Raw genomic sequence first — 24,523 nt, 5'->3', positions numbered from 1 at the left:
TTGAAACCACGTCTAGGACTGGCTGGTCGAGCAGCGAGTCTTTGCGGCTTCTGATCGGGATAATGGCAGATTCGCATTCAAGGCGGTCGAGCCCGCTACGCCTTGACCACCCTGGGTCTGGAATGGCAGTCAGGATACGGTCGTCATGGTGGGGCGCGTCTGAATCTGCTCTTTGCTCTGCGGTGATCGCTGTTATGATGGCGCCTTGCTAAAAAACGCCGGAAGTGGCGCAATGCCGCCTTCCGGCGATGTTTTCTGTGTCTGCAGGTTCGGACCAGGGCGTGGCCCCGCGCTGAGCACTCGGTCTGAGCGGGCGGGCCTGACTGATTTGCAAGGAAGAGTTTCATGGCAGGTGAGCAGGGGGATGACAGCCCCACATTGTCGGAAAGCGAAGGGATTCGTTATCTGCACTTTGGCACGGAGTGGATTCAAGGCGCGATGCGCATTCGCAAGCCCGCCGAGCTGGTCTTGGCTTATACGCAGCAAATGATGGCCTGGTTGCTGTTCATGGAAGACCCCAAACCTGAGCACAAGCTGGCCATTCTGGGTCTGGGAGCCGGGTCCTTGCTGCGTTTCTGTTTGAAGCAGACGGCGTGCCAGGTTCAGACCGTCGAGTGGAATCCCTCAGTCATTGGCATGTGTCATGCTTTCTTTCGCTTGCCTCGCAGCGCGCGCTCGCTGATCGATCAGGCCGATGCCGGCGTATGGGTACAAGACAGCGGGCAACATGGTCAATATCGGGCCTTGATGGTGGATTTGTATGATGCCGATGCGCAAGGTCCTGTGCGAGACAGTCTGGAGTTTTATCAGGACTGCCGTGCCGTTCTGGAAGACGAGGGCATCATGACCGTCAATCTTTTTGGCGCGCATCCCAGCTTCAAACATAATATTGACAACATTCGCGCCGCTTTTAATGGCAAAGTACTGCTCTTGCCCGAAATGGATGAGGGCAATCAGGTCGTTCTGGCCTTTAAAGGCAGCACCCTGGAGATGACCGCGGGCGAACTGCTCAGTCGTGCCGAGCAGGTGCAGGCTGATTATGGTTTGCCGGCTACGCGCTGGGCGCGCGAGCTGCTCTCGTTTCGACGCCAGATGCAGGGCCAATAAGGCCTTGGGGCAGGGATTACCTCAGGGGGAAAATTCCGGCTGTTCGCGTTAGACTTAAAACCTAAAATTTTCGTTTTTTTGCATCTAAGGAGTATTGGATGAAACTGATCAGATCGGTGCATCAGGTGGCGGCCGCTTTGGCTTGTGTTGGATTGATGTCGGGCGCTGCCGTTCAAGCGCAATCTGTATCGGTGTCGTCAATTGTGGAACATCCGGCCTTGGACGCCATTAAGGATGGGGTACACAAAGCGCTGACCGATGCCGGGTACACCGAAGCCTCCGGCTTCAAATGGCAGTTTCAGACCGCGCAGGGCAACCCTGCGATTGCCGCCCAGATCGCCCGCAAGTTTGTCGGCGACAAGGCAGACGTGATCGTGGCCATTTCGACGCCGTCCGCACAGGCGGTGGTGTCGGCAACCAAAACCATTCCTGTGGTGTATTCCGCGGTGACCGATCCCGTGGTCGCGCATCTGGTGCCCAGCATGGCGCCCTCGGGCACCAACGTGACAGGTGTGTCCGATGCCCTGGCCCTGGAAGCCCAGGTTGATCTGATCAAGAAAGTCGTGCCCGATGCCAAGCGCGTGGGCATGGTCTACAACCCTGGCGAAGCCAACTCCGCCGTGGTTGTTAAAGAAATGAAAGAGCTGTTGCCCAAACACGGCATGACGCTGGTTGAAGCCACTGCTCCTCGTACCGTGGACGTGGGTGCAGCGGCGCGCAGTCTGGTGGGCAAGGTCGATGTGATCTACACCAATACTGACAATAACGTCGTGTCGGCTTACGAGTCCTTGGTCAAAGTGGGCGTTGATGCCAAGGTGCCTCTGATTGCATCGGACACCGACAGCGTGGCCCGCGGTGCCATTGCGGCCCTGGGTGTGAATTATTACGATCTGGGTCTGCAAACCGGTCAGCAGGTCATTCGTATTCTTAAAGGCGAAAAACCGGGCGACATGGCTTCCGAGACCAGCACCAAACTGGAGCTCTACGTCAATCCGGGCGCGGCCAAGCGTCAAGGTGTTTCGCTCAACGAGGACTTCGTGAAGTCCGCCACAAAAATCGTCGAATAAGCCTGAGCTGATTGCTTCTTGCAGGTGGGTTGCCACAAGCTGCCCGCCTGTTTCTTTTGTATCCTAGACGTCCAACAATATGTCTATCTATTCAATGTGGGGGGCCCTGGAGATTGGTCTGATTTTCGGACTGGTTGCTCTGGGGGTTCTGATCTCTTTTCGCATCCTGCGATTTCCTGACCTGACGGTCGATGGCAGTTTTCCTTTGGGTGGGGCAGTAGCCGCCATCCTTATCAGCCAAGGCAATGACCCGTTTCTAGCCACCGTGGTCGCGACCTTTGCCGGTGCCATTGCGGGCACCATCACTGGCTGGTTGAACGTGCGTCTGAAAATCATGGATCTGCTGGCCAGTATCCTGATGATGATTGCCTTGTACTCCATCAATCTGCGTATCATGGGACGCCCCAATGTGCCCTTGATCATGGAGCCAACGGTCTTTACGATCCTGCAGCCCGACGCCATCGCCGACTATATTGCGCGTCCGTTGTTGTTGATTGGCCTGGTTCTGGTGGCCAAGCTGGCACTGGACTGGTTTTTCGGTACGCAAACGGGTCTGGCGATGCGTGCTACCGGAGCCAACGCCCGCATGGCGCGTGCGCAGGGTGTGGCAACCGGCAATATGCTTTTGCTGGGCATGGCCATCTCCAACGCTCTGGTGGCCTTGGCGGGAGCCCTGTTTGCTCAGTCGCAGGGCGGGGCCGATATTTCCATGGGGATCGGGACCATCGTCATTGGTTTGGCTGCCGTGATTGTGGGCGAAAGCATCCTGCCTGCCCGCAAGCTGTTTTATGCGACGCTGGCCGTGGTGCTCGGTGCGATTCTGTACCGCTTCTTCATTGCCTTGGCGCTGAACGCGGATGTGATCGGTCTGAAAGCGCAGGATCTGAACCTGGTGACTGCCTTGTTGGTGACGGTGGCGCTGGTGATTCCGTTGCTCAAGAAAAAGCGTGCTCGTAAACAGAAGGGGGCCCAGTAATGTTGGAAGCAAAAAACCTGTGCCTGACCTTTAATCCAGGCACGCCTATTGAAACCCGTGCCTTGCGCGGCCTGTCTCTGACGATTCCTGAAGGCCAGTTTGTAACCGTGATCGGTTCCAACGGCGCGGGCAAGTCCACCTTCTTGAATGCCATATCGGGCGATCAGTCCGTGGATGAAGGCCACATCCTGATCGATAATGTGGATGTCACACGCCGTCCCGTCTGGGAGCGCGCCAACTGGGTGGCCCGGGTGTTTCAGGACCCCATGGCGGGCACCTGTGAAGACTTGACGATCGAAGAGAATATGGCGCTGGCCACCTGTCGGGGCAGTCGTCGCGGTTTAAGCCGTGCAGTGCGGCACTCCATGCGCGCCGAGTTTGCAGCGCGTCTGGAAACCTTGGGCCTGGGGTTGGAAAACCGTCTGACGGATCGTATCGGTCTGTTGTCGGGCGGTCAGCGCCAGGCGGTCAGCTTGCTGATGGCCGCCTTGCGCCCCTCCAAAATTTTGCTGCTCGATGAACATACCGCCGCTCTGGACCCGCGTACAGCCGACTTTGTTTTGCAGCTGACCAACCGCATTGTGCGTGAGGGCGGGCTGACCACCATGATGGTCACGCACAGTATGCGTCAGGCGCTGGATGTCGGCGATCGGACGGTAATGCTGCATCAGGGCAAGGTGGTGCTGGATGTCAGCGGTGAACAGCGCAAGGGTCTGGATGTGCGTGATTTGCTGGAGATGTTCGAGAAGGTGCGGGGTGAAACTCTGGCCGACGATAGTTTGTTGCTCGGTTAGAAAGCACTATCCCGGATCTGGAAAACCGCGTCAACTCTAGGGGGTTAAACGCGGTTTTTTTATATTCATCAAACCCTAGGTATATGATAATACGTGTTCTTTTGAGGTGGGCCGACGACGGGACGGGGATCAGGTGGGAGCGGGCTACTCGTAGGCGCCAAATGATTGCATGATCGGAATGAGTCTCATCGCAAATTTTGCTGTTTGATTTAGGCTTTTTCGACATATACTTGCTGCTTGTCCAAACCATACAATCCAGTCAGTTTAAGCGTTAAACTCCCATGCAACGCTTAGCTCAGGAGTTCTTCATGTCATTTAAAAGCTTGCTGGGTCGACAGCCATTTCGCATTGCTGTCTTCTCTTCCCTGGTTCTTCTGGCCGCCTGCGGCAACAAAGAGCCTCAAGCTCCGGCCGGCGGGATGAAGGTCCCGGTCAGCGTGATTACCGTCCAACCGACCTCTACCGAGTTGTTCTCCGAGCTGCCTGGACGAGTCGAAGCGATCAAAGATGCACAAATCCGTGCCCGTGTGTCCGGCATTGTTGAAGAGATCAACTTTGAGCAAGGCGCTGAGGTCAAGCAGGACCAGCTTTTGTTTACCATTGATCCCGCCCCTTACCGTGCGGTGCGCAATCAGGCGGCGGCCCAGTTGAAAAATGCTCAGGCTGATGCGCAAAGCGCCCGTCAACTGGCACAGCGGTATGAGCGCCTGATCAAGGAAAACGCGGTTTCGCGTCAGGATTACGATAACGCCAAGGCACGGGCCATGCAGGCTGAGGCCTCCATTGCCGCCGCCCAGGCGGCCCTGGAAAGCGCCACTATCGATTTGGGATATACCAAGGTTGTCTCTCCTGTTGCCGGACGCATTGGCAGAGCGCTGATTACCGAAGGCGCTTTGGTGTCAGCGACCAATGCCACGCACATGGCAACGGTACAGCAACTGGATCGTGTGTATATAGACGTGACCCGTTCGACCGCCGAACTTAGCCAGCTGCGTCGTGCCATGGCCGATGGGAGCCTGAAGTCGGCCGGCGAGGGCCAGGCCAAAGCCAAGGCGGTGCTGGAAGATGGCTCGCTGTACGACCAGGACGGCGTGCTGCTGTTTAGTGGTGTCAGTGTGGACCCGTCCACCTCCCAGGTTACGCTGCGGGCCGTGTTCCCCAACCCCGATGAAATTCTCCTGCCAGGTATGTATGTTCGCCTGCGTCTGGAGCAAGGGGTTATTCCCGATGCCTTGCTGGTGCCTGCCCAGGCAGTGCAGTACACCTCGGATGGCTCATCCAATCTTTACGTGGTTCGTGACGGAAAAGCTCAGTCCGTACCCGTGGTGCTCGGACCTGAGCACGATGGCCAGTATGTCGTGAACAAAGGCCTGCAGGCCGGTGACCAGATCATTGTTGAGGGTTTCCAGAAGATTCGCCCCGGTGCCCCGGTCCAGACCATTCCCTGGAAGGGGGATAAGCCCGCCGCGGCGCCAGCCTCTGATGCGACTCCCGCACAGCAGCCGGCCGCAGCGGCTGAGCCAAACGAAGCCAAGTCTAGCGAGTAAGCGACATGCCTCAGTTTTTTATTGAAAGGCCCATTTTTGCATGGGTCGTTGCCTTGGCGATCACGCTATTTGGCTTATTGGCATTGCCCAATATGCCCGTGGCGCAGTATCCCGATGTGGCACCGCCTTCGGTCACGATCCGGGCGACCTACCCGGGGGCGACTGCCGAGGATGTGGCCAGCACAGTAGCCAGTGTGATTGAAGACCAGTTGAACGGCGCCAAGGGGCTGCTGTACTACGAGTCTGTCAGTGACTCCTATGGCTCCACTGAGATTACCGCCACCTTCCGTCCCGGCACCAATCCTGATCTGGCGCAGGTGGACGTGCAGAACCGGGTCAGCAACATTACCGCGTCCTTGCCGACGGCAGTGATGGAGCAGGGCCTGCACGTCGAGCAGTCCAGTACCGGCTTTTTGCTGGTGGCCACCTTGTCCTCGACAGACGGCAGCCTGGATCAGACCGCGCTGGCCGACTACATCGAGCGCAACATCAAAAACACGATTTCCCGTGTGCCTGGTGTGGCCCGATTCCAGTTGTTTGCCTCTGGTCGAGCCATGCGGGTCTGGCTTGATCCGGCCAAGCTGGTCGGCTATCAGATGACCCCTTCGGACGTCACCACGGCCATCCGCCAGCAGAATATGCTGGTGTCTGCCGGTATCTTGGGCGGGCCTCCTAATCTGGAAAGTCAGCGTGTGGCAGCGCCCATCACGGTCAATGGCCAGCTCCAGACCGTGGAAGAGTTTGAGAACATCATCTTGCGCTCCCAGCCGGATGGTTCGACGGTGCGTATCAAAGATGTGGCGCGGGTCGAAGTGGGGGCGGACAACTACCAGTTTGGGGCGCGCCTGAACAGCAAACCTACAGCGGCCTTTGCGATTTCCCTGCTGCCCGAGGCCAACGCCCTGGATACCGCGGCGGCCATCAAGGCCGAGATGGAAAAGCTTTCCGAGTTTTTCCCGGATAATATTCGCTACGATATTCCTTACGACACCTCGCCTTACGTGGACAAGTCCATCACGCAAGTGGTCTACACCCTGCTGGAAGCCATGGTGCTGGTGTTTATCGTGATGTACGTGTTTTTGCAGAACGTACGTTACACCGTCATCCCGGCCTTGGTGGTGCCCGTGGCCATTCTGGGTGCCTTTGCGGTGATGCAGGTGCTGGGCATGTCGGTAAACGTGCTGACCATGTTCGCGATGGTGCTGGCCATTGGTATTTTGGTCGACGACGCCATCGTGGTGGTGGAGAACGTCGAACGTATCATGGTCGAGGACGGGCTCTCGCCTAAAGAAGCGACCAAGAAAGCCATGCCGCAAATCAGTGGCGCCATTGTAGGTATTACGCTGGTCTTGTCGGCGGTGTTCCTGCCCCTGGCTTTCATGGCCGGTTCGGTCGGCGTCATTTACCGTCAGTTCTCGGTAGCCATGGCCGTGTCCATCGCGTTTTCCGGTTTCCTGGCCTTGACCTTCACGCCTGCGCTGTGCGCGACCTTGCTGAAACCGATTCCGAAAGGTCATCACGAAACCAAGCGTGGCTTTTTTGGCTGGTTCAACCGTGTCTTCATGCGTACGACCAACGGCTATGAAAGCTTTGTAGGCAAGACCTTGCGCCGTGGCGGCCGGATGATGTTTATCTATCTGCTTATGGTGTTGGTGCTCGGCTTCCTGTATGTGCGCATGCCCACTGCATTCCTGCCCGAAGAAGACCAGGGCTACGTGATTGCCAATATTGAGCTGCCCGCCGGCTCGACCGCCAACCGCACCATTGAAACCATCGCCAAGGTCGAGGACTACTTCAAAGAGCAGCCTCAGGTCGAGAACATCATTGCCGTGCAGGGTTTCAGTTTTAACGGTAGCGGCTTGAACTCGGCCATTGCCTTTGTGCCCTTGAAGGACTTTAACGAGCGCAAGGGAGAGGAAAACTCGGCACAGGCCATTTCCGGCCGGGCCATGGGTCAACTGCTGTTCGGTTTGCCTGACTCCATGGTGATCGCCATTGTGCCGCCGGCCATTTCTGCCCTGGGTAATTCCTCGGGTATCGATATGCGGCTGGAAGATCGGGCAGGCATGGGCCACGACGCACTGATGGCGGCAGCCGATCAGTTGTTAAGCCTGGCCAAGCAAAGCCCTGTTTTTGATCCACAAAGTGTGCGTATCACCGGCCTGAGTCCGGGCAAGCAAATTCGTCTGGAGATTGACCGGGACAAGGCCGCGGCCTTGGGGGTGAACTTTAGCGAAGTCTCGTCCCTGATCAGCGGTGCGCTGGGTTCGTCCTTTGTGGGTAAATTCACGAACCAGGGTCGGGTGCAAAACGTCTGGCTGCAGGCTGATGCTCCCTACCGCATGACCATCGATGATGTGCTCAAACTCAACGCGCGCAATAGCGAAGGCAAGATGGTTCCGCTGTCCGCTTTTGTCAGCCAGACAACTGAGCAGGGTCCTGTGCAGATCGTACGCTACAACAGTTACGAGTCGGTGCGTATTGGTGGCGGTCCTGCACCCGGCTACACCTCCGGCGAAGCCATGATCGAGATGGAAAACCTGATGAAGCAGCTGCCTAGCGGCTTTGGGGTGGACTGGACCGGTCTGTCATACCAGGAGCGTCAGGCAGCGGGTCAGTCGACAATTTTGATGGGGCTGGCTGTGTTGGTGGTGTTCATGCTGCTGGCGGCCTTGTATGAAAGCTGGGCCATTCCACTGTCGGTGATGCTGGCGGTGCCGTTGGGCATGCTGGGGTCGGTGTTGCTGGTCTCTGGTCTGGGCATGCCGAATGATGTGTACTTCCAGGTAGGTATCGTGACGGTGATCGGGCTATCAGCCAAGAACGCGATTCTGATTGTGGAGTTTGCCAAGGATGCGTATGCCCGGGGCGCGACACTGATCGACGCCACCCTGGAAGCAGCCCGTCTGCGTTTTCGTCCTATTTTGATGACCTCCTTTGCCTTTGTGCTGGGGGTGGTGCCACTGGCGACTTCCAGCGGTGCGGGCGCAGCTAGCCAGAACGCCGTGGGTCTGGGTGTGCTCGGTGGCATGTTGGCCGCCACGCCTTTGGCTGTCTTGATGGTGCCGACCTTCTTCGTCGTTATCCTCAAGCTCTTTAAAACCAAGCCTCGCTTGTTTGGCGAAGCCGCCAAACTGCACGAGGAAGAACTGGCCAAGCAAGCTGCGCAGCAGCCCGGTTCGCAAGGAGGACAGCACTGATGTCTAGCATGTTTTTACGTAGTCCCCTGGTGCTGGCTGTAGCCTTTGCCTTGTCGGCATGCTCCTTGGCGCCAAAGTATGAGCGTCCGGCGGCGCCGGTGCCCGCTCAGTTTCCCCTGGCCCAGCAGGGCCAGACGGAGGCGGTGCAGGCCGCCGATCTGGGCTGGCGTGAGTTCTTCACCGATCCACGCTTGCATGTCCTGATTGAGCGCGCTCTGGAGAACAACCGCGACTTGCGCATTGCGACTCAACGTATCGAAGAGGCGCGCGCCCAATATGGCGTGGCGCGCAGCGATCAACTGCCCAGCATTGGCGTTCAGGCAGCTCAGCAGGCCACTCACACGCCCGCAGAGCTGCGTCCTGCTGGCCCGACCTCGGCTCCGGTGACCCGCACGTTCCAGGCTGGAGTGGGCATCACTGCGTTTGAGCTGGACTTTTTCGGTCGTGTGCGTGATCTGGCCCGTGCCGCTCGCGAACAGTATTTTGCGACTGAGCAGGCCCAACGCACGGCCCATATCGCGCTGGTGGCGGGAACGGCGGAGGCCTACTTCAAGGTACGCACGGCTGAAGAGCTGCATGCCTTGATGAGCAACACCTTGCGCAGTCGTCAAGAGACTTTGCGTTTGGTGCAGTCCTCCTACGATGCCGGCACGGTGTCTGCTTTGGACCTGAATCAGGCCAAGGTGCAATACAACACTGTGCGGTCCGATATGCAGGCGGTCGAACGCGATCGTCAACGTGCTTTGAATGCCTTGCAAGTCCTGCTGGGTGGTGAGATCCCGGATGATCTGCCCGCTGGCTTGCCCTTCACCCGTGCGCAGTTGATGCCCCGTTTGCCGGTGGGCTTGCCGGCGCAGTTGCTGGAGCGTCGTCCTGACATTCTGGCCGCCGAGCACGTGCTGCGCGGTTCGAACTACAGCATTGGTGCGGCGCGCGCGGCTTTTTTCCCGCGTTTGAGTCTGACCGGTTTGTTAGGCTTCATGAGCCCGGAGCTGGGTGGTTTGTTCAGCTCAGACAACCGGTACTGGCAGTTCCAGCCGCAAATTACCATGCCCTTGCTCTCGGGCAGCACCTGGGCCAATCTGGATCTGGCCCAGGCGCGTCGTGATATTGCGATCAGCCAGTACGAGAAAACCATTCAGGATGCGTTCCGTGAGGTGGCCGATGCACTGGCGGGCGAGGCGACCTATGGGCAGCAGATTGATGCCTTGCAGGAAGTCGATCAGGCTGCCAGCGAGACCTTGCGTCTGGCCAAATTGCGCTACGAGGTGGGGATAGACAGCTTTTTGCAGGTGCAAACGGCCGAAGTCAGCCTGTATGGAACCCGTCAGGCTTATATCCAGACGGGTCTGGCCTCGCTGATGAACCGGGTGGAGTTGTATAAGGCCTTGGGCGGTGGATGGTCTGCCGAAACCGTCCAGCCTGACACAAAGATCCAGGCAGCCGGGACAGCACCGGAGTAAACAGGCGATAATGTGTCTGGTCATTCATCCCTGAAACTACGGAGGTCCTTGGGGAATGTTAGAACTGGGCGTCAATATCGATCATGTGGCAACGCTGCGCCAGCAGCGTCTGACCACCTACCCTGATCCTATTCAGGCCGCTTTGCGAGCAGAAGAAGCCGGAGCGGACCTGATTACCTTACACCTGCGTGAAGATCGGCGTCATATTCAGGATGCCGATGTCGAGGCCCTGCGCCCTGTGTTGCGCACCCGGATGAATCTGGAGTGCGCCATCACTACCGAAATGCTGGACATCGCTTGCCGTATCAAGCCGGATGATGTCTGCCTGGTTCCCGAGCACCGAGCCGAACTGACCACCGAAGGGGGGCTGGATGTACTGGGGCATCTGGATCAGGTCAGGGCAGCGGTTGAGCAGTTGCAGGCTGCGGGCATCCGTGTTTCGCTTTTCATTGACGCTGATCCCGCGCAAATTCGTGCTGCCAGTCAAGTGGGCGCCACGGTGATCGAGCTGCATACCGGCGCCTATGCGGATGCTCAAACGCCCGAGCAGGCTGCCAGCGAGCTGGAACGCATTCGTGCGGGTATCGCGCAAGGCGTCTCGCAAGGTTTGCGTGTGAATGCGGGTCATGGCCTGCATTACGGCAATGTCCAGGCCATCGCGGCGTTACCAGGTCTGGCTGAGCTCAATATTGGTCACGCCATTGTTGCGCAGGCTGTCTTTGATGGTTGGGAAAAAGCCGTGCGCGACATGAAAGCCTTGCTGGTACAAGCGGGCGCTCCTGCTCACGCCTGACCGAGCCCTGCCAGCCGGGCAGGGCATTCTTTACTGATTCTGGAAGCACTATGAGTACCATTGATTCCTTGTTGTCCCGACGTTCCATCAAGCTGGTGCAAGGCCCCGGCCCGAGCGAACAGGAGTTAGACCTGATTTTGCGCGCTGCCGTTTGCGCTCCCGATCATGGCCGTTTGCAGCCCTGGCGCTTTTGCCTGATTCGTGGTGAAAATGTACAGGCTTTGGGCGAGTTGGCGATTGCGGCTAACGAACGCGCGGGCACACCCTTGACCGAGCAGAAGGCGGCCAGCGTACGTGCCTGGTTGGCAAAAGTCCCTTTGCTGATTGCCGTGGCTAGCCACATCGATCATGGCGAGGAAAAAATTCCTGAGCTGGAGCGTGTTCTGGCAACGGGTGCTGCGGTTAGCAATATGCTGCATGCGGCTCACCAACTGGGTTTTGGAGCGTTCTGGAGCACGGGCCTGGGGACCTACGGTGAGGAAGTTCCTGAAGCCTTGGGCTTTGACTCCCTGGATTATCAGTTCCTGGGCTTTGTGTCGGTGGGTACGCCCATTCACACGCTAGGTCCTGCGCAACGTCCCGAGCCGCAGCAGTTTGTGACGGAGTGGCGCGCGGCCTGAGCCTGAAGTCGGTGCGGCTGAGCAGCCCATCCAAGACACAAGAAGCAAAAAGCCTGAGCTCTCCTTGAGCTCAGGCTTTTTTGTGTTTGTGCGGGTGAAGGTGGCAAGTCGGCACAAGCGGTCAGAGTCCGCGCTTTTTCAGCGGCGTAGATCGGCTTGGGGGAAGCCGCTTACCACCCGCCGGGGCCGATGTCTCAAAGCGGGCCTGCAGCGGATGCACGATTACTTCGGGGCGGCACGGCAGTCTTATCTGGCGTACTCGGGTGACAACAGCCGCCCTCCAGCCCATCCAGGATCGGACAGTCGGGATGCTGGTCGCCCTGACATTGCTCGGCCAGGACACGCAGTTTGGCAGCCATATCCAGCAGCAAGGCCGCCCGGCTTTCCAGGTCCTGAATATGGGCTTGAGCCAACTGCTTGACCTCAGAGCTGGGGCGCTGCTGATTGCGCCATAGACTGGTCAGTTGTTGAATATCGGCCAGATTAAAACCCAGTTCTTTGGCGCGGACGATAAAGTGCAAGGTGTCCAGGTCCTGAGCCTGATAGATACGATAGCCGTTCGGAGCACGGACACTATTTACCAGGCCCAGATCCTCATAGTGCCGGATCATCTTGGGTGTCAGGCCGGTGACGCGGGCCGCTTCACTAATCAGCATGGGCTTTCCTCTGGCAGTGCAAAAGGACTGCGTTATGATTAAACGGTTCAATTCTGCACATTGTAGAACGGGCTGTCAGACCGGTCATCTGGCCCCTGATAGCCTTGTTACACACTCAAGGAGCGGTTTATGAAGGAAATTCAGTGTGATGTTGCCGTGATCGGAGCGGGAACAGCGGGCATGACAGCGTATCGTACGGCTAAACGATCTGGTAAACGAGTGCTGATGATCGAGTCTGGCCCGTATGGCACGATGTGTGCCCGGGTTGGCTGCATGCCCTCCAAACTGCTGATTGCGGCTGCGGATGCCGCCCATCATGCTCGTCACACCGCGCCTTTTGGGGTTCATGTGGATGGCGCAATCCGTATCGATGGAAAAGAGGTAATGGATCGCGTGCGTCGCGAGCGTGACCGTTTTGTGGGTTTTGTAGTGGAGGATGTGAACGGCTTTGATGAGAAGGACAAGATACGCGGCCACGCCCGTTTCTTGTCGGAGCACGTGCTGCAGGTGGATGAGCACACCCGCATCACGGCAGGGAGTGTGATTGTCGCTACGGGTTCCACGCCAGTGCGCCCGAAAGAGCTGGAGCCTTTGGGCGCCTTGCTGATCAGTAACGAGGACGTTTTTGATTGGACTGATTTGCCGCGCAGTGTGCTGGTAGTAGGGACGGGCGTGATCGGATTGGAGCTGGGGCAGGCTCTGGCTCGGCTGGGCGTTAATGTATCGATCATCAACCGCAGTCAGAGTCTGGCGGGACTGTCCGATCCGACAGTGCGCGAGGCTGGGCGGGCTATTTTCAGTCAGGAGCTCGATATCCGCGCGGACGTGACCGTGCTGGGTAGCGAAGTGGTCAATGGCAAGGCACGGGTGCATCTGAAGGTGGACGGTCAGGAACGTGTCGAAGATTATGATTATGTATTGGGAGCGGCCGGCCGCCGTCCTCAACTGGATGATCTGGGCCTGGAAAATACGCCTGCGCAATGGGACGACAAAGGCCGGGTGGTCTATGACATGACCAGCCTGCAGATCAAAGGAACCTCTATTTACCTTGCGGGTGATGTCAACCAGCGTGCACCTATCCTGCATGAAGCGGCTGACGATGGTCGCCTGGCGGCTTTGCAGGCCCTGAGCGAGGGGCAGGACGAGCCGATGGCTCGCCGGGCCCGTATGGCGGTCGTATTCAGCGATCCGCAGGTGGCCGTGGTGGGGACTCCCTTTAAATCACTTCCGCAAGGGGCCGTGACCGGTAGTGTGAACTTTGGTAATCAGGGACGGGCGCGGGTCATGCTGGTCAACCGTGGCTTGCTGCATGTGTATGCAGACCAGGACGGGGCATTTCTTGGGGCTGAGATGGTGGGGCCTCAAGCAGAGCATATTGCCCATTTATTAGCCTGGTCATTGCAGATGGGGCTGACGCTGGACCAGATGCTGGCCATGCCTTTCTATCATCCCGTACTGGAAGAGGGCTTGCGTACAGCCTTGCGCCAGGCACAGTCTGCGTTGCGAGGCCAATAACTCAGGGGTTGGCGGGTCGGCCAGCAGTGGTTTGCCGGCCTGTCAGGCAGAGAGCGTGGGCATGTCTGCGTTTGTTCACCAGGTCGTGCCCGTAGTGGAATCGCCAGAAAGACGAAGCCCCCTCTTGAAGGGGGCTTTTTCAAGGTAGCAGACTTCGCACACCCTCTGCCAGAACCTGTACCGACTCCGTATCCGGTGCCAGATAGCGCGCCCTGCCTTGCTGATCGAAGATATATACGCCACGGCTGTGCGAGACTTCGTAGTTCTCCGGCGCCTTGGGGTCTGGTTTTTCGATCTGGTATGCCACCCGATAACGCCGGGCGAGGTCTGCAATCTGCTTTTCTGAACCGGTCAGTCCCGTCGTGTGCTTGCCATCAAAGGCGGCCACGTAGCGGGCCAGTGCATCCGGGGTGTCGCGGTGCGGGTCCACGCTGACAAATAGGATGCGCACCTGCTCAGCCTTGTCTCCCAGAGCGTCCATGACGGCACCTAACTGGGCCAGGGTAGTGGGACAGACATCGGGGCAACTGGCATAACCAAAAAACATCATGACGACTTTATCTTTGAAGTCATCCTGAGTGAGTGTTTTGGGACCAGCGGCTTGTAGGGAAAAGCGCAGATCGGGCAGGAAGCCCCGTACGGGATGCAGATTGGCAGCAGTCGCGCTGCCAAGCAGGAGCAAGCTCAGCGCTAGTGTCAGACCATATTGCTTAAACAAGACAAGAATGGGGTTTACTGGGCTGGGCCGCATCCGGCTGGCTGTCATGAGCGTCCTCTGGGTTTAGGCGGGCTCGGGTGTGAGCCCGCTGTGACGGAGCAGGGCGGTGATGGAAGGGTCTCGACCTCGGAAAGCACGGAAGGAGTCGGCAGCGGGACGCTCGCCCCCCACGGACAAAATCTCGCGCCAGAAGCGATGGCCGGTATTGCTATCGAGGGTATCACGCGCCCCATCCGAATGGGTATAGGCTTTTTCCTCAAAGGCCGAGTAGGCATCGGCAGACAGGACTTCGGCCCATTTGTAACTGTAGTAACCCGCGCCATAGCCACCCGCAAACAAGTGCGAGAACTGATGCGGGAAGCGGTGCCACTCTGGCGGAAACAGCACGGCCACTTCCTGACGTACCTGATCCAGAATCTCCATGACGGCATCGATGTCCAGACCGCTGTCGCGCGAATGGATCAACATGTCGAACAGGGAAAACTCGAGCTGACGCACCATTTGCATGCCGCTTTGGAAGTTGCGGGCTTGATTGAGCTTGTTGTAGAGCGCGCGCGGCAGATGCTCGCCCGTTTCCACGTGGGCGGTCAGCATCTGGACGACAGGCCACTCCCAACAAAAGTTTTCCATAAACTGCGAAGGCAGTTCGATGGCGTCCCATTCCACGGTGGAGAAGGCCGACGCTGCTGGATCGTCCACGCGTGAGAGCAAGGCATGCAAGGCGTGGCCCGACTCGTGAAACAGGGTGATTACATCATCATGCGTCAGCAGGGCCGGGCGACCTGCCTGGGGTTCGGCAAAATTGCACACCAGATAGGCGATCGGCAGACACAGTTGCTCACCCAGGCGGCGGCGACTGCGTTCGCTATCGACCCAGGCCCCCCCTTGTTTGCCTTGACGGGCGTGCAGGTCCATATACAGGTAGCCCAAGGTTTTGCCATCCGAGGCAAGAACTTCAAATGGACGCACGGCAGGATGCCATACGGGGACGTCGCTGGCGCGCAAGGTCACATCAAACAGGCGCTGAATGACCTTGAACAGGCCGTTGAGAACAGCAGGCTCGGTAAAGTACTGTTTGACCTCATCTTCCGAGTAGGCGTAGCGCTGTTCACGCAGGCGCTCAGAGCAAAAGGGGACATCCCAGGCTTGCAGATTGTCCAGACCCAGCTCTTTCTGGGCAAAGGCCTGCAACTCGTCCAGATCTTGACGCGCGTAGGGGCGTGCTTTGGCCGCCAGGTCGCGCAAAAAGCCCATCACCTGTTCGGGAGTGTCGGCCATGCGGGTTTCCAGACGCATATGGGCGTAGCTGGCAAAACCGAGCAGGCTGGCTTCCTGAGCACGCAGCCTCAGCAGGGTTTCGATGGCCTGGGAGTTATCGAATTGCGCATCCCCCTGATCGGAGGCAATGGTGGTGTAGGCCCGGTACATCCGCTCGCGCAAGGCCTGATTGCGGGCGTACTGCATGACGGGCAGGTAACACGGCATTTTCAGTGTCAGACGCCAGCCTTGCTGATCGTTCTCTTGAGCGGCGCGTTGGGCTGCGGCCAGCACATCGTCCGGGATGCCGTCCAGCTCAGCCTGATCGGTGACCAGGTAATGCCACTGATCAATGGCATCCAGTACGTGCTCGGAGAACTGCTGCGAGGTTTGCGCCAGTTCCTCGGAAATGCGGGCGTAGTCCTCACGAGCCTGACCTTCCAGTTGTACGCCGCTCAGGCGGAAATCGCGCAGGGCCAGGGTAATGATGCGTTGGCGCTGAGGTGTCAGGGCCGCAAAGGCCGGGCTGTCTGCCAGGGCCTGATAGCGTAGAAATAAAGGTCGGTTCAAGCCCACCCAGGTCGAGAACTCGCTCATGCGCGGCAGGCACTGGTTGTAGACGGCCCGCAGTTCAGGCGTGTTGATAACCGAATTCAGGTGACCGGCTACCGACCAGGCGCGATACAAGGTCTCGGTGGCATCCGTGATGGGCTCGACGATGTTGTCCCAGCTGGGTTCGCTATCGTCGTTGGAGACTGTCTCTACGGCTTGGCGGGCCAGGGCCAGAAGTTGGTCCACCGCCTGCTCGATGTGTTCGGGCTGGATGGCGGGATAGTCAATAAGGCTGTCGATAGGAACCAGTAAGGGATTTGTCGTCATAAACCGTTGAATAAATTAAAGACTGATGGTGGCCGAGCGTTCGGCCGCTTCCAAGGTGTTGACCAGCAGCATGGCAATGGTCATGGGGCCGACGCCACCGGGCACGGGCGTAATGGCCGAGGCCACTTCGCTGGCACTGGCAAAGTCCACGTCACCGCACAGCTTGCCGTCGGGACCGCGGTTGATGCCCACGTCGATCACCACGGCACCGGGCTTGACCATATCACCGGTAATGATGCCGGGGCGGCCTACAGCCGCGACCAGCACATCGGCGCGGCGGGTCTGAGCGGCCAGATCACGTGTCTTGGAGTTGCACAGGGTGACCGTAGCGCCCGCCGCCAGCAAGAGCATGGCCATGGGTTTGCCCACGATATTGCTGGCGCCAACAACGACGGCTTCCGCACCGCGCAAGGCCACGTGTTCCGACTCCAGCATTTTCATCACGCCATAGGGCGTGCAGGGAGCAAACAGAGGTTTGCCGGTCATGAGCATGCCCGCGTTGCTGACGTGAAAGCCGTCCACGTCCTTGTGGGGAGCAATGGTTTCGATCACTTTATGCTCGTCCAGATGGGCGGGCAGGGGCAACTGGACCAAAATGCCGTGTACCGAGCTGTCCTGATTCAGGCGCTTAATCAGTGCGAGCAGTTCCGTTTCGCTGGTATCTGCAGGCAGGCGGATGATGTCGGACTTCAGGCCGGCGGCTTCACATGCCAGGCCCTTGTTGCGCACATAGACTTGCGAGGCGGGATCTTCCCCGACCAGCACCACGGTCAGGCCTGCCTGGATGCCGTGAGTCTGCTTGAGTTTGGCAACACGTTCTGCAACGTCCGCCTTGATGGCGGTGGACAGCTTTTTTCCATCAATAATACGAGCACTCATTTACACGTCCTCGGACTTGGTGAGGGCGATTTTCATGAGGTCGGCAACCGTAGTGACTTCCAGTTTTTCCATGATATTGGCGCGATGCGCTTCGACAGTTTTAATGCTGATGTTCAAGTCCCCGGCAATTTGCTTGTTCAGGCGACCGGCAACAATGCGCTCCAGCACTTGTTGCTCGCGCGCTGTCAGGCGGCCCAGGACTTCTTGTTGATCTTTTTGCGCCTGCGCCTGAGAGGCGCGAGCGGTAGCCTGTTCAATCATGCGGCTTACGATGGTGCGCAGATCGGCTTCGTTAAAGGGTTTTTCCAGAAAGTCGACCGCGCCTTTCTTCATGGTGCTCACGGCCATGGGGACATCACCGTGACCGGTAATGAACACGATCGGGATAGTGGATTTGCGGGCAATCAGCGCTTCCTGGAGCTCCAGGCCGCTCATGCCGGGCATGCGCACGTCCACGATCAGCACGGCCACCTGGGCCGGGTCGTACGCACCCAGAAACTCTTCGCCCGATGCAAAGCAGCGGACCCGGTAGCCGTTGGCTTCCAGTAGCCAGCGCAAGGAGTCCCGTACGGCTTCGTCGTCATCGACTACGTAGATGGTGCATGGCATTTGCGGGCTGGTCATTCGGGTATCTCCAGTTTGTTATCAAGGGTGTCCGCTACATCGGGCGCTGCACAAGGTAGACTGAAACGAAAGATCGTTCCACCCTCGGGATTGCCGACTGCCCACAGGCGGCCGTGATGCGATTCAATAATTGTGCGGCAGATGTTCAGGCCCATCCCAAGGCCTTCGGACTTGGTACTGTAAAACGGTTCAAAGAGGCGCTCGGGATCTTTCAGGCCATGACCACGGTCGATGACGGCCATCTCCAAAAGCGATTCTTGTTGGGTAATCACCAATTGAAGCACATGATGCTCGCTGTGTTCCATGGCTTCGATCCCATTTTTGAGCAGGTTCAATAATACCTGTTCTATGAGAATGGGGTCGGCAATGACGTCTGGAACGGGATCGGGGATGCTCAGTTCGATTTCGATCTGGCGTTTGCGGGCGTCAATTTCTGCAAAGCCCACGGCATTTTCCACAATGCGCATGACTTTGACGCGCGTGCGACGCGGCTCACTGCGTTTGACGAACTCGCGGATGCGGCTGATGATCTTGCCGGCCCGTTCGGCCTGCTGGGCCGCTTTTTCCAAGGCAGCCAGCAAGGTCTCGGGCTGGTAGCGGCCTGACTTGAGCATGGCAACCGCGCCCATGCTGTAGTTGTTGATGGCTGTCAGCGGCTGATTCAATTCGTGGGCCAGCGAGGAGGCCATCTCGCCCATCGTGGTCAGACGGCTGGTCAGCTGAACTTTTTCCTGTTGAATGCGCGAAGCCTCTTCGTGTTTGCGTCGGTCGGTAATATCGCGTGCCACTTGCAAACGCACACGGCGGCCATCGGTCCAGGCCAGCATACGATGGTGGACCTCGAACCAGCGGGCCGCTGATTCAGAATAAATTTCCACGGTCTCGTCCGTGAAGCGACCGAGACGCCCTCCCAGCAGTTCGGCATGGCCGTTGGACTGGGCGCCAAAGAAGCGTCGATAAGTGCGATTGGCAAACAGCAGCTCCAGGCCCTCGGAGGTATCGGCGACCACGGAAATGGCATCATCCAGACCCTCCAGTACGGTCATGAAGCGTTCGTGAGCGGCGGTCAGGGCTTCACGGATACGTTTGGGTTCGGTAATGTCGGTCATGGAAGTCATCCAGCCGATCTGCTCTCCGTTGGGGGCGCGCAAAGGCGAGACGTACATGCGGGCGGTAAAACGCGATCCGTCCCGTCGCTGGGCTTCCACTTCCAGTCCGCTGCTGGGGGTTCGTCCGGACAAGAGCAAATCCAGCGTTTCCTGGTGCTGCTGATGACGACCGGGCAACCAGTAGGGGAAAGGGGCGGTGCGACCGACCAGATCGGCCTCGTTCCAGCCAATCATTCTGCAAAACGCAGGGTTGACATAGGCAATGCGGCCTTGCATGTCAAAGACGCGCATCCCCGTGGACATGGAATTTTCCATGGCGCGTCGAAACCCGGTCTCGGCTGTCTGGGCGGCCTCGGCGTGGGTTCGAAAGCGGGTATAGCGCCACAAGGCCAGCAGGCTGACCACAATGACCAATGACAGGGCCAGAATCACCATCATCAAACGCTGCTGGCGCGTTTCCTGATCGATGGTCACAAACATGACGCTGTCGTTTTGCAGACGTTGCAGCCAGAGAAATACCCCCATGACACAGAGGTAAAGAAACAGCACGACAACCGGCGTCAGCCAATAGAATCCACGCCGGTTCTGCTTGGCCTGATCGTAGAAGGTTGAAGGGATCAGAGACTTTTTAGGATGAGTGGCCATAACTGCACGAAAAGAAGTATGGCTGAATTGTAATGTAGGGCTATTTTTTTTAGTGATATTTCGTATTATGAAAACACATACCATAAAATGAAATTTTGCTTGAGCGTTTCTAGGTTCTTTCCTAGAATGGGTTGGTGCAGGCGTACCCCGCCTTGAACGCTCACAGTCCGCAATACCCGCTTCGGTCAGGATCGCTTTACTTCTCAGGAGATGGGCGGCTCAGCGTCGAGCAAGACCGGACTACTACCACATATATGGAGACACTATATGTCCTCAACCCAAGACAATAGTTCGGCTCAGGTCAGTCAAGACCAGGCCCTAGAAACAAAAGAGTGGCTTGACGCCCTGGAAGCGGTGGTGGACCGTGAAGGCCCGGCCCGCGCTCACGAGCTTATTGAAAAGCTGATTGATCTGGCCCGTCGTTCTGGCGCCCATATTCCGTTCTCGCCCAACACGGCGTATGTGAACACGATTCCTCCCGGTCTGGAACCTGCGCACCCTGGCAACCTCGCTCTGGAAGAGCGCATTCGTTCCTACATTCGCTGGAACGCCATGGCCATGGTGGTGCGTGCCAACCGCGAAACCCCTCCTGATGGGGGTGGTCTGGGCGGTCACATTGCGTCCTTTGCCTCCTTGGCGACCATGATTGGTTGCGGTCAGAACCATTTCTGGCACGCCGAGACCGAAGATCACGGCGGCGACATGGTGTTTTTCCAGGGCCATTCCTCGCCCGGTATCTACGCCCGCGCTTTCATGGAAGGCCGGATTAGCGAAGATCAGTTGAACAACTTCCGTCAGGAAGTGGACGGCAAAGGCTTGCCGTCTTACCCGCATCCCAAGTTGATGCCCGAATTCTGGCAGTTCCCCACGGTATCCATGGGTCTGGGCCCATTGATGGCCATTTACCAGGCCCGTTTCCTGAAGTATCTGCATGCCCGCGGCATTGCCGATACCAGTGGCCGTAAAGTCTGGGTGTTCCTGGGCGACGGCGAGATGGACGAACCTGAATCCCTGGGTGCGATTGGTCTGGCTGCCCGTGAAAAGCTGGACAACCTGATTTTCATCGTGAACTGCAACCTGCAGCGACTGGACGGCCCTGTGCGTGGCAACGGCAAGATCATCCAGGAACTGGAAGGGACCTTCCGGGGCGCTGGCTGGAACGTGCTCAAGCTGATCTGGGGCGGTTACTGGGATCCATTGCTGGCGCGCGACAAGGAAGGCATCTTGCGCAAGGTCATGGAAGAAACCGTGGACGGCGAGTACCAGGCGTACAAAGCCAACGACGGTGCCTATGTTCGTGAGCACTTCTTTGGCAAGCATCCTAAGCTGCTGGAGATGGTCAGCCGCATGAGCGATGAGGACATCTGGCGTCTGAACCGCGGCGGTCATGATCCTCACAAGGTGTATGCGGCGTTTGACGCTGCCACCAAGCACGAAGGTCAGCCTACCGTTATTCTGGCCAAGACGATCAAGGGCTATGGCATGGGCCACGTTGGCCAGGCCAAGAACCCTTCGCACCAGCAAAAGAGCCTGGATCTGGACGCTGTGCGCGAGTTCCGCGACCGTTTCAATATTCCGGTACCCGATGACAAGCTCGAAGAACTGCCGTACTTCAAGCCTGCTGACGACTCGCCTGAAATGCAGTATTTGCACGCTCGTCGCAAGGCATTGGGCGGCTACCTGCCCAAGCGTCGCACCAAGGCTGATGAACAGTTGACCGTGCCGACCCTGGAGGCGTTCAAACCTATGCTGGAGCCCACCGCCGAAGGCCGTGAGATCTCCACGACGCAAGCATTTGTCCGTTTCCTGAATACCTTGCTGCGCGACAAGCAGGTCGGTCCGCGTGCGGTGCCCATCCTGGCTGACGAATCGCGTACCTTTGGTATGGAAGGTCTGTTCCGTCAAATCGGCATTTATGCGCCGGAAGGCCAGAAGTACACCCCGGTCGATAAAGATCAGGTCATGTACTACCGCGAAACGGCCAATGGTCAGTTGTTGCAGGAAGGGATTAACGAGCAGGGTGCATTCAGCTCCTGGATTGCGGCTGCCACGTCGTACTCCAACAACAACCGCATCATGATCCCGTTCTTCATCTACTACTCGATGTTCGGCTTCCAGCGCTTTGGCGATCTGGCCTGGGCAGCGGGTGATATGAAAGCCCGTGGTTTCGTGCTGGGCGGTACCGCCGGTCGCACCACGTTGAATGGCGAAGGTCTGCAGCACGAAGATGGCCACAGCCATATTCAGTCCTCGCTGATTCCCAACTGCGTGTCTTACGACCCGACCTTCGCGCACGAAGTGGCGGTGATCATGCAGCACGGTCTGAAGCGCATGGTTCAGGATCAGGAAGACGTGTACTACTACGTCACCTTGATGAACGAGAACTACGCCCAGCCCGGTCTGGTCGAGGGTGACGAAGAAGGCATCCTGCGTGGCATGTACAAATTCAAATCGGTCGCTGAGGACGCCAAGCTGCGCGTTCAGCTGATGGGTTCGGGCACGATTTTGCGTGAAGTGATTGCAGCACAAGAGCTGCTGGAAAAAGACTGGGGCATTGGCTCTGATGTGTGGAGCGTGACCAGCTTTACCGAATTGCGCCGCAATGGTCTGGACTGCGAGCGTGAAGCTTTGCTCAACCCTGAAGGCAAGGACCTGCCCGTACCGTACGTGACGGCCCAACTGGCCAAAACCGATGGCCCTATCGTGGTCTCGACCGACTACGTCAAGGCTTTTGGCGACCAGATTCGTCCTTTCGTGCCCAAAGATCGTACCTTCAAGGTGCTGGGTACCGATGGTTTCGGTCGTTCCGACTACCGCTTCAAGCTGCGTGAGCACTTTGAGGTTGACCGTCACTTTGTGGTGTTGGCCGCGTTGCGCGCACTGGCTGAAGAGGGCAAGGTTCCGTTCAGCAAAGCGTCCGAGGCCATTGCCAAGTACGGCATCAATCCTTCCAAGGCCAACCCGCAGCACGCATAAGGGACTGAACCATGAGCAATATCATTCAAGTCAAAATCCCGGATATCGGTGCTGACGACGCAGTCGAAGTGATCGAAATCCTGGTCAAGGAAGGCGAGACCATCGAGGTCGAGCAAAGCCTGATTACCGTGGAGTCCGACAAGGCTTCCATGGAGATTCCCTCGTCCGACGCGGGCGTGGTCAAGTCGATCAAGGTCAAGCTGGGCGACAAGGTTAAGGAAGGCAGTCTGGTTCTGGAACTGGAAGCCGCCGAAGGCGCGCAGGCCGCGCCTGCCGCTGAGCCTGCCAAGGCCGACGCTGTTCCTGCTGCTCAAGCTGAAGCGGCGCCTGCCGCTGCCGCGGCAGCTCCCGCCGGTGACGAGCAGCAAGTGACCGTGCAGGTTCCTGATATCGGCGACGCTCGCGATGTGGACGTCATTGAAATCATGGTGCAGGTGGGTGACACCGTTGAGGTGGATCAAAGCCTGATTACCGTGGAGTCGGACAAGGCCTCCATGGAAGTGCCGTCTTCCCACGCTGGCGTGGTGACCGCCATCAAGGTCAAGCTGGGTGACAAGGTCAGCCAGGGCAGCGACATCCTGGAGTTGACGGTGCAAGGTAACGCCGCAGCGCCTGCGCCAGCCAAAGCCGAGGCCGCCCCCGCTCCCAAGGCCGAAGCGGCACCCGCTGCAGCAGCTTCTGCTGCCAGCTCTTCGGTGGTGGTGGGTGCGGGTGCTCCCGCCCCAGAGCGTGTTTCGCCTACTGCAGCGTTTGCGGATGCCGAAGTTTCCTTGCGCAATCTTCCCCATGCGTCGCCCAGCGTTCGCAAGTTCGCTCGCGAACTGGGCGTGGATCTGGCCAAGGTCCATGGCTCCGGCGACAAAGGCCGGATTACGGCGGACGACGTGCGCGGCTTTGTCAAGCAGGTCATGGCGGGCGGTGCCGCTCCGGTTACCGCTGCCGGTACTGCTGCCCAGGTCGGTGGTCTGGACGTGTTGGCCTGGCCCAAGGTGGACTTTGCCAAATTTGGTCCTGTCGAAACCCAAGCCCTGTCGCGCATCAAGAAAATCTCGGGTGCCAACCTGCATCGCAACTGGGTCATGATTCCGCATGTCACCAATAACGATCTGGCTGACATCACGTCGCTGGAAGCGTTGCGCAAAGAGCTGAACGAGGAATACAAGAAGTCCGGCGCTCGCGTCACCATGCTGGCTTTCGTCATCAAGGCTGCCGTGGCTGCCCTGAAGAAATTCCCCGAGTTCAATGCGTCGCTGGACGGCGACAATCTGGTGCTCAAGCAGTACTACCACATCGGCTTTGCCGCTGATACGCCTAACGGTCTGGTTGTGCCTGTCATCCGTGATGCCGACAAGAAAGGCATTCTGGATATCGCGCGTGAAACAGGCGAACTGGCCGCCGCGGCCCGTGACGGCAAGTTGAGCGCAGCTCAGATGCAGGGCGGTTGCTTCACCATTTCTTCGCTGGGCGGTATTGGCGGCACGGACTTCACACCCATCATCAATGCGCCAGAAGTGGCCATTCTGGGTCTGTCGCGCTCCTCCATACAGCCAGTCTGGAATGGCAAGGAGTTCGAGCCACGCTTGATGTTGCCGCTGTCCCTGTCCTACGACCACCGTGTTATTGATGGTGCCTCTGCCGCCCGTTTCAATGCCTTCCTGGCAACGATGCTGGCTGACTTCCGTCGCATCGCATTGTAAG

At 58.2% G+C, this 24,523-nt stretch carries 18 protein-coding genes; 12 read left to right on the top strand and 6 right to left on the bottom strand.

Translation table 11 applies throughout. The features are described from left to right. Positions 1 to 345 precede the first annotated feature (345 nt). The 9 genes from FE795_RS09730 (at position 346) to FE795_RS09690 (ending at position 11,567) form a co-directional block, all read left to right on the top strand. Positions 346 to 1,107, top strand: a complete 762-nt coding sequence (locus tag FE795_RS09730; protein WP_003799684.1) for a class I SAM-dependent methyltransferase — start codon at positions 346 to 348, stop codon at positions 1,105 to 1,107. A gap of 98 nt (positions 1,108 to 1,205) precedes the next feature. Next, a complete protein-coding gene (locus FE795_RS09725) occupies positions 1,206 to 2,174 on the top strand; it encodes an ABC transporter substrate-binding protein (RefSeq protein WP_003799686.1) in 969 nt (322 codons plus the stop codon). Positions 2,175 to 2,253: 79 nt separating this feature from the next. Continuing rightward, a complete protein-coding gene (locus tag FE795_RS09720) occupies positions 2,254 to 3,150 on the top strand; it encodes an ABC transporter permease (RefSeq protein WP_003799687.1) in 897 nt (298 codons plus the stop codon). Next, a complete protein-coding gene (locus FE795_RS09715; RefSeq protein ID WP_003799689.1) occupies positions 3,150 to 3,944 on the top strand; it encodes an ABC transporter ATP-binding protein in 795 nt (264 codons plus the stop codon). The genes FE795_RS09720 and FE795_RS09715 overlap by 1 nt, the downstream gene beginning before the upstream one ends. Positions 3,945 to 4,252: 308 nt before the next feature. Beyond that, positions 4,253 to 5,491 carry an efflux RND transporter periplasmic adaptor subunit gene (locus FE795_RS09710; protein ID WP_003799691.1) on the top strand — a complete coding sequence of 413 codons (1,239 nt, stop codon included), beginning with the start codon at positions 4,253 to 4,255 and terminating at the stop codon, positions 5,489 to 5,491. Positions 5,492 to 5,496: 5 nt separating this feature from the next. Continuing rightward, positions 5,497 to 8,691, top strand: coding sequence for an efflux RND transporter permease subunit (locus FE795_RS09705; RefSeq protein ID WP_059317584.1), 3,195 nt, complete (start codon positions 5,497 to 5,499; stop codon positions 8,689 to 8,691). Then, positions 8,691 to 10,154 (top strand): efflux transporter outer membrane subunit, encoded by a 1,464-nt coding sequence (locus FE795_RS09700; RefSeq protein WP_003799695.1) that lies wholly within the window; start codon positions 8,691 to 8,693, stop codon positions 10,152 to 10,154. Before FE795_RS09705 ends, FE795_RS09700 begins: the two co-directional genes overlap by 1 nt. 55 nt (positions 10,155 to 10,209) lie before the next feature. Then, the gene (pdxJ, locus tag FE795_RS09695; protein WP_003799697.1) at positions 10,210 to 10,947 is read left to right on the top strand and encodes a pyridoxine 5'-phosphate synthase; all 738 of its coding nucleotides are present in this window, start codon (positions 10,210 to 10,212) and stop codon (positions 10,945 to 10,947) included. A gap of 50 nt (positions 10,948 to 10,997) precedes the next feature. Further along, complete coding sequence (locus tag FE795_RS09690; protein ID WP_059317587.1) at positions 10,998 to 11,567, top strand: nitroreductase family protein; 570 nt, start codon at positions 10,998 to 11,000, stop codon at positions 11,565 to 11,567. Positions 11,568 to 11,761: 194 nt separating this feature from the next. Here FE795_RS09690 and FE795_RS09685 read toward each other — a convergent pair whose 3' ends face one another. Continuing rightward, the gene (locus FE795_RS09685; protein ID WP_059317588.1) at positions 11,762 to 12,223 is read right to left on the bottom strand and encodes a MerR family DNA-binding protein; all 462 of its coding nucleotides are present in this window, start codon (positions 12,221 to 12,223) and stop codon (positions 11,762 to 11,764) included. 129 nt (positions 12,224 to 12,352) lie between these two features. On the opposite strand from FE795_RS09685, the gene FE795_RS09680 reads away from it, so the two are divergent. Continuing rightward, entirely contained in the window at positions 12,353 to 13,738 is a 1,386-nt protein-coding gene (locus tag FE795_RS09680; RefSeq protein WP_131070610.1) for a dihydrolipoyl dehydrogenase, read from the top strand. A gap of 139 nt (positions 13,739 to 13,877) precedes the next feature. On the opposite strand, the gene FE795_RS09675 is transcribed toward FE795_RS09680, so the two are convergent. From FE795_RS09675 to FE795_RS09655, 5 genes are read right to left on the bottom strand one after another with little or no spacing between them, the layout of a single operon-like run. Further along, positions 13,878 to 14,489 (bottom strand): SCO family protein, encoded by a 612-nt coding sequence (locus FE795_RS09675; protein WP_161937125.1) that lies wholly within the window; start codon positions 14,487 to 14,489, stop codon positions 13,878 to 13,880. A gap of 30 nt (positions 14,490 to 14,519) precedes the next feature. Next, positions 14,520 to 16,592: a M3 family metallopeptidase gene (locus tag FE795_RS09670; protein WP_219234859.1), complete on the bottom strand. Its 2,073-nt coding sequence runs from the start codon at positions 16,590 to 16,592 to the stop codon at positions 14,520 to 14,522. Positions 16,593 to 16,607: 15 nt separating this feature from the next. After that, positions 16,608 to 17,471 carry a bifunctional methylenetetrahydrofolate dehydrogenase/methenyltetrahydrofolate cyclohydrolase FolD gene (gene folD, locus FE795_RS09665; protein WP_059317592.1) on the bottom strand — a complete coding sequence of 288 codons (864 nt, stop codon included), beginning with the start codon at positions 17,469 to 17,471 and terminating at the stop codon, positions 16,608 to 16,610. After that, positions 17,472 to 18,095 (bottom strand): response regulator transcription factor, encoded by a 624-nt coding sequence (locus FE795_RS09660; protein WP_003799711.1) that lies wholly within the window; start codon positions 18,093 to 18,095, stop codon positions 17,472 to 17,474. Further along, complete coding sequence (locus FE795_RS09655) at positions 18,092 to 19,849, bottom strand: PAS domain-containing sensor histidine kinase (protein WP_003799713.1); 1,758 nt, start codon at positions 19,847 to 19,849, stop codon at positions 18,092 to 18,094. The genes FE795_RS09660 and FE795_RS09655 overlap by 4 nt, the downstream gene beginning before the upstream one ends. A 267-nt stretch (positions 19,850 to 20,116) precedes the next feature. Here FE795_RS09655 and aceE point away from each other — a divergent pair, with 267 nt between their 5' ends. Both aceE and aceF read left to right on the top strand, forming a co-directional pair. Continuing rightward, complete coding sequence (gene aceE / locus FE795_RS09650) at positions 20,117 to 22,825, top strand: pyruvate dehydrogenase (acetyl-transferring), homodimeric type (RefSeq protein ID WP_003799716.1); 2,709 nt, start codon at positions 20,117 to 20,119, stop codon at positions 22,823 to 22,825. 11 nt (positions 22,826 to 22,836) lie between these two features. Continuing rightward, a complete protein-coding gene (gene aceF, locus FE795_RS09645) occupies positions 22,837 to 24,522 on the top strand; it encodes a dihydrolipoyllysine-residue acetyltransferase (RefSeq protein ID WP_131070609.1) in 1,686 nt (561 codons plus the stop codon). The last annotated feature ends 1 nt before the right edge of the window (position 24,523 follow it).

The sequence above is a fragment of the Alcaligenes ammonioxydans genome (assembly GCF_019343455.1).
GTDB lineage: Bacteria > Pseudomonadota > Gammaproteobacteria > Burkholderiales > Burkholderiaceae_B > Alcaligenes > Alcaligenes ammonioxydans.
The sequence above is the reverse complement of the archived record's forward strand: the minus strand, read 5'-3'. Positions and strand labels throughout refer to the sequence as shown.